Here is a 5,784-nt window from a genome sequence, read left to right on the forward strand (position 1 = left end):
TAATAGTTTAAAAATTAATTATGCAATCTACATTATTACGAAAAATGCTCATGAGCATTACGGGACTCTTCCTGAGTTTTTTCTTATTAATTCATTTTTTAGGAAATTTACAATTGTTCCTTCCTGAGGAACAAGCACATTTACAATTCAATGCATATTCGCACTTCTTAGCTGGAAATGTATTAATCAAAATGGTTTCTTACGTGCTGTACTCATGTATTTTACTTCATCTTATTGATGGAATAATCATTACCATGAAGAATAAAAAAGCAAGTGGAAACTATAACACAGATCGTCGTGGTAGAGCAAGTTCTTGGACTTCTCGCAACATGGGATTATTAGGAACGGTTATTTTAATCTTCTTAGTTGTTCACTTTCAAAATTTTTGGTATGTGTACAAATTTGGTGAAACACCAATTGATGCTAATGGACACAAAGATTTATACATCTTAGTTGTCGAAGTTTTCAAACAATGGTGGTTTGTAATTTTATATGTCATTTCAATGGCTGCTTTATGTTATCATTTAATTCATGGTATTCATAGTGCTGCAAGAACGTTAGGTTTATATCATCCGAAGTTTGTAAAATGGTTCAAAACCATTGGTACAATCTATTCAATCATTATATGCATTGGTTTTGCCTTAATGCCTATTTATGTCTTTTTTACAAACAAATAAAAAGTGTATTCATGAAATTAGATGCTAAAATACCAAACGGTCCACTGGATCAAAAATGGACCAATTATAAAAAAACAGCAAAACTCGTAAATCCTGCCAATCGTAAAAAATTGGATGTAATTGTTGTAGGAACTGGACTTGCCGGAAGTTCTGTTGCCGCTTCATTAGGAGAAATGGGATATAATATAAAAGCTTTTTGCTTTCAAGATAGTCCAAGAAGAGCGCATTCAGTTGCTGCTCAAGGTGGAGTAAATGCAGCAAAAAATTATAAAAATGATGGCGATAGTGTTTATCGTATGTTTGTTGATACGCTAAAAGGTGGGGATTTCCGTGCACGTGAAGCTAACGTTTATCGTATGGCAGAATGTTCACTTAATTTAATCGACCAAGCTGTTGCGCAAGGGGTTCCTTTTGGTCGCGAATATGGTGGTTATTTAAACAACCGTTCATTTGGTGGCGTTCAAGTAAGTAGAACTTTCTATGCAAGAGGTCAAACGGGACAACAATTACTTTTAGGCGCTTATCAAGCTTTGATGCGTCAAGTTGGAAAAAAATCAGTTCAATTATTTTCAAGACATGAAATGTTGGATGTGGTTATTATTGATGGAAAAGCAAAAGGAATCATCGTACGTAATTTAGATACAGGAGAAATCGAACGTCATGCAGCGCATGCTGTTGTATTAGCAACGGGTGGTTATGGTAAAATTTATTACTTATCTACTTTAGCAATGGGTTGTAACGGTTCCGCAATTTGGCGTGCACACAAAAAAGGAGCATTAATGGCTTCTCCAAGTTGGATCCAAATTCACCCTACTTCACTTCCTCAATCAGGAGATTATCAATCGAAATTGACTTTAATGTCAGAATCGCTTCGTAATGATGGTCGTATTTGGGTTCCTGCAAAAGAAAATGAAACACGTCATCCAAACGAAATTCCAGAACAAGAACGCGATTATTATTTAGAAAGACGTTATCCTGCATTTGGAAACTTAGCGCCTCGTGACATTTCATCAAGAGCAGCAAAAGAACGTATTGATGCTGGATTCGGAATTGGTCCTTTAAAAAATGCTGTTTACTTAGATTTTTCTAAAGCAATTGCTGAACAAGGACAAGATAAAATCAAAGAAAAATACGGAAATCTATTTGATATGTACCTGAAAATTACAGGATACAATGCATACGACGAACCAATGATGATCTCGCCTTCTGCTCACTTTTCAATGGGTGGTTTGTGGGTTGATTATGAATTGATGACAACAATCCCAGGTTTATTTGCTTTGGGCGAAGCGAATTTTGCCGATCACGGTGCCAATCGTTTAGGAGCAAATTCTTTACTTCAAGCATCTGTTGATGGTTATTTTATTGCACCTTATACAATTGCAAATTATCTTTCAACTGAAATTCACGCTGGAAAAGTTTCTCCTGATAGTCAAGAATTTGTTCAAGCTGAACAAGATGTCAAGCAACAAATTGATGATTTAATTCAAATCAAAGGAACAAAAACAGTCGATTATTATCATAAAACTTTAGGCAAAATCTTATATGATTATTGTGGTTTAGCTCGTAATCAAGAAGGATTAAAATTGGCCATCGTAAAAATTAAAGAACTGAAACAAGAGTTTCATCAAAATGTTTGTGTTTCTGGTCAAGCCAATAATATGAACACTGAATTGGAAAAAGCAGGTCGAGTTGCCGATTATTTCGAAATTGGTGAATTGATGTGTTACGACGCCCTTACACGTGAAGAATCTTGTGGTGCACATTTCCGCGAAGAACATCAAACACCAGATGGTGAAGCATTAAGAAATGATGCTGATTTTCAGTTTATTTCTGCTTGGGCTTGGACAGGTGAAAATAACGAACCTGAATTGATCAAAGAACAGTTGACTTTTGAAGAAATACAACCTATTGTACGAAGCTATAAATAAAAAATTATGAATTTACATCTTAAAATATGGAGACAAAAAGATCATCAAACTGATGGTCAATTAGTCAATTACGATTTGAATGATTTAAATCCTCACATGTCTTTCCTTGAAATGTTAGACATATTGAACGAAAAGCTGATTACAGCAGGTGACGAACCAGTAGAATTTGACCATGATTGTCGCGAAGGAATTTGTGGACAATGTGGAATGATGATTAATGGAATTGCGCACGGGCCGTTAGAAAATACGACAACCTGCCAACTTCACTTACGCTCTTTTCAAGATGGTGAAACAATTTTTATCGAACCATTCCGTTCAGAAGCATTTCCTATTAAAAAGGATTTAAAAGTAGATCGTTCTGCATTTGATCGTATTATTTCATCTGGTGGATTTGTTTCTACAAACACTGGACAAGCACCCGATGCAACTTCTATTCCTGTAACACATCAGGTTGCAGAAGCAGCTTTTGATTCTGCTGCATGTATTGGATGTGGAGCTTGTGTAGCTACATGTAAAAACTCGAGTGCTGCATTATTTACCTCTGCAAAAATTACGCATTTAGCTTTATTGCCTCAAGGTAAAGAAGAGCGTAGCGAGCGTGTTTTAAATATGGTTGCACAAATGGACAGCGAATTATTCGGACATTGCTCGAATACGGAAGCTTGTGAGGTCGAATGTCCACAAGGAATTTCAGTATTGAATATTGCCCGAATGAATTTTGAGTATAATAAAGCCTTATTCTACCAAAAGAATAAAAAATAATATTTACCCAAATACATAAAAAAAATAGCCTCAAATTGAGGCTATTTTTTTATATGAATATTAATGTTTTATTCGTGATACTGTCTTTTACAAATCATGTAAAATCTCGTGATCGAATAATTACATTTTAATAATATTAGTTGCTCTAAATCCTTTTTCGCTAAATGATTTCTTGAATTGTACATTATCACCTACCGTTAAAGTATCTTTTGATTCTTTAAAATGGAAAAAGACTTTCTCATTAGAACTTGATTCTAAAACTTTGATGAAACCAAATCCTTTATTGACATTGTAATTGTCTACAATCCCATTAAAAATTAGTTCTCTATCATTTTCCTTTTTATGATTTAATAAATCTTTTTCTTTGTCTTGTAAATGAGGTGGCACATCTGTTAGATTACCCAAAACGTCAACATAAACCAATAATTCTTCTAAAGATTTACCTTTATTGTTGTCTGTTTTTCTAAGTTCTCTTTTATTAATTTTTTCTTTTCTTTTTAATTCCTTTTTTTTAATCTTCTCTTTTTTAGATGTAGAATCTGCCATAAATTTTCTTTTAATTATTATTAAATCTGAGTGAATTAAAAATGGTTTATTATTCTTTGATACACAATCAAAAAGTAAAACTTGAAGGTAATTTATGTGGAAACAAAAATTAATTGACGTGATTTTAAAATCAGAAAAATTAATATAAAGTGTGCTTGAAAACTACTTATTAAGTTCAAGAATAGACATCTTGCCTCAGATATGTTTGCAAATATACGCATTTATATTTAAATGGCTTTTATTCTGACACAAATATCCTTTTAAAACAGTATTTTTAGAAAAATAATTAGCAAAAATTCATTTTAATAATTTAAATAAAACGCTCTTTCATATTGCCTTTTTCATAACAATATTTATAAATTGTCTTTTTTATAACAATATTAAATAATTGTATCATTTATAACAATTTTTAGTATATTTGAAAAAACCAATACTATGATTGCAGTTATTACAGGTGATATAATCAATTCAAGAAAAGTAAATGCAGATGAATGGCTTCCTAAACTCAAAGAATTTTTAGCTAATACAACAAATAATCATGAGAAATGGGAAATTTATCGCGGAGATAGTTTTCAAATTCAAGTTGAAGTAAACCAAGCTTTGGAAACTGCTTTATGCATTAAAGCATTGATTAAAACAAATAGTCTAATCGATGTTCGAATGTCAATTGGAATTGGCGAATGCACATTTCAAGGTGAAAATATTACAGAATCCAATGGTTCTGCATTTATTCATTCTGGTGAAGCCTTTGAAAAAATAAAAAAAAATACCCTTATTTTAAAAACACCTTTTGATGAAATAGACGAATATTTCAACCCAATTTTAAAATTAGTAAGCTTCATTGCTGATAATTGGAAACCTGTAACATCAGAAACAATATTTGTTGCTTTATCTCATCAAGAATTAATTCAAAAGGATTTAGCAGAAAAATTAAAAAAAGATAAACCTGCTGTTAATCGTGCTTTAAAACGAGGTGGTTATGAAGAAATACTAGAAATCATTCATCTATTCAATAAAAAAATAGCGCTATGTATGAATTAATTATATTGGTCATTTTTGGACATCTTTTAGGTGATTTTGTTTTTCAAACCAATCAAATGGTGGAGAATATCAATCAAAAGAAATTAAAATCTCCTTCACTTTATGTTCATGTTTCAATTCATTTTATTCTATTGATTATCTTAACAGGTTTCAAAAAAGAATATATTTTTCCATCAATTCTACTCGCAATTTCACATTTAACAATTGATTGTTTAACTAAAATCTATTTGAAAAATAAGATGAATACAATCCTCAATTTCATTTTAGATCAAACATTGCATCTTATTACAATTGGAATTTATCTTAATCATTTTTTTCCATTGAATTTAAAATTAGGCCAAATTTTCAGCTCTAAAAATCAGCTTTTATGCGTTGCATTAATTTGCTTAACAATTGTTTCCTCAATCATCATTAAAAAACTTATGGAAGTTCTTCATTTACAAACTTCACCAACAGGTTTAAAAGACGCAGGAAAATATATCGGAATGCTAGAACGTTTGTTTATTTTCTTATTTGTTGTGACAAATTTTTGGGAAGGAATTGGATTTTTATTGGCTGCTAAATCAATCTTCCGATTTGGAGATTTAAAAGAAAGTAACGACGTAAAACTAACTGAATATATCTTAATCGGAACTTTATTAAGCTTTGGTTTGGCAATTCTTGTCGGAATGACTTATTTAAAAATAATTGCTTTTATCTAACTAAAATTGATGAAACAATTCTTCAAATTAAAAAGTTCATACAGCACGATTAAACGACACTGTCCAAAATTTTGTGTAAATATATTTCAGGTGGGTTTGACTTTTTATAGTTGAACCCTTTTTTCAAAT

General features: G+C 31.5%; 6 protein-coding genes. 5 read left to right on the plus strand and 1 reads right to left on the minus strand.

The window, feature by feature from the left end; genetic code table 11:
- Positions 1-20: 20 nt before the first annotated feature.
- From N5E64_RS15290 to N5E64_RS15300, 3 genes are read left to right on the plus strand one after another with little or no spacing between them, the layout of a single operon-like run.
- Positions 21-677, plus strand: a complete 657-nt coding sequence (locus N5E64_RS15290) for a succinate dehydrogenase cytochrome b subunit (RefSeq protein ID WP_125350810.1) — start codon at positions 21-23, stop codon at positions 675-677.
- 11 nt (positions 678-688) lie between these two features.
- Positions 689-2,605, plus strand: a complete 1,917-nt coding sequence (locus N5E64_RS15295) for a fumarate reductase/succinate dehydrogenase flavoprotein subunit (RefSeq protein WP_125350809.1) — start codon at positions 689-691, stop codon at positions 2,603-2,605.
- 6 nt (positions 2,606-2,611) lie between these two features.
- On the plus strand, positions 2,612-3,367 hold the full coding sequence (locus tag N5E64_RS15300) for a succinate dehydrogenase/fumarate reductase iron-sulfur subunit (protein WP_125350808.1): 756 nt from the start codon (positions 2,612-2,614) through the stop codon (positions 3,365-3,367).
- Between the two features lie 120 nt (positions 3,368-3,487).
- On the opposite strand, the gene N5E64_RS15305 is transcribed toward N5E64_RS15300, so the two are convergent.
- A complete protein-coding gene (locus N5E64_RS15305; protein ID WP_125350807.1) occupies positions 3,488-3,913 on the minus strand; it encodes a cold-shock protein in 426 nt (141 codons plus the stop codon).
- A 435-nt stretch (positions 3,914-4,348) separates the two neighbouring features.
- Between N5E64_RS15305 and N5E64_RS15310 the strand changes: the two genes are divergently transcribed.
- Together N5E64_RS15310 and N5E64_RS15315 are read left to right on the plus strand one after the other, a co-directional pair.
- Positions 4,349-4,954 carry a SatD family protein gene (locus N5E64_RS15310; protein WP_125350806.1) on the plus strand — a complete coding sequence of 202 codons (606 nt, stop codon included), beginning with the start codon at positions 4,349-4,351 and terminating at the stop codon, positions 4,952-4,954.
- Positions 4,942-5,655, plus strand: a complete 714-nt coding sequence (locus N5E64_RS15315) for a DUF3307 domain-containing protein (protein ID WP_125350805.1) — start codon at positions 4,942-4,944, stop codon at positions 5,653-5,655. The genes N5E64_RS15310 and N5E64_RS15315 overlap by 13 nt, the downstream gene beginning before the upstream one ends.
- Positions 5,656-5,784 lie beyond the last annotated feature (129 nt).

It is taken from the genome of Empedobacter sp. GD03739, assembly GCF_029843245.1.
GTDB lineage: Bacteria > Bacteroidota > Bacteroidia > Flavobacteriales > Weeksellaceae > Empedobacter > Empedobacter falsenii_B.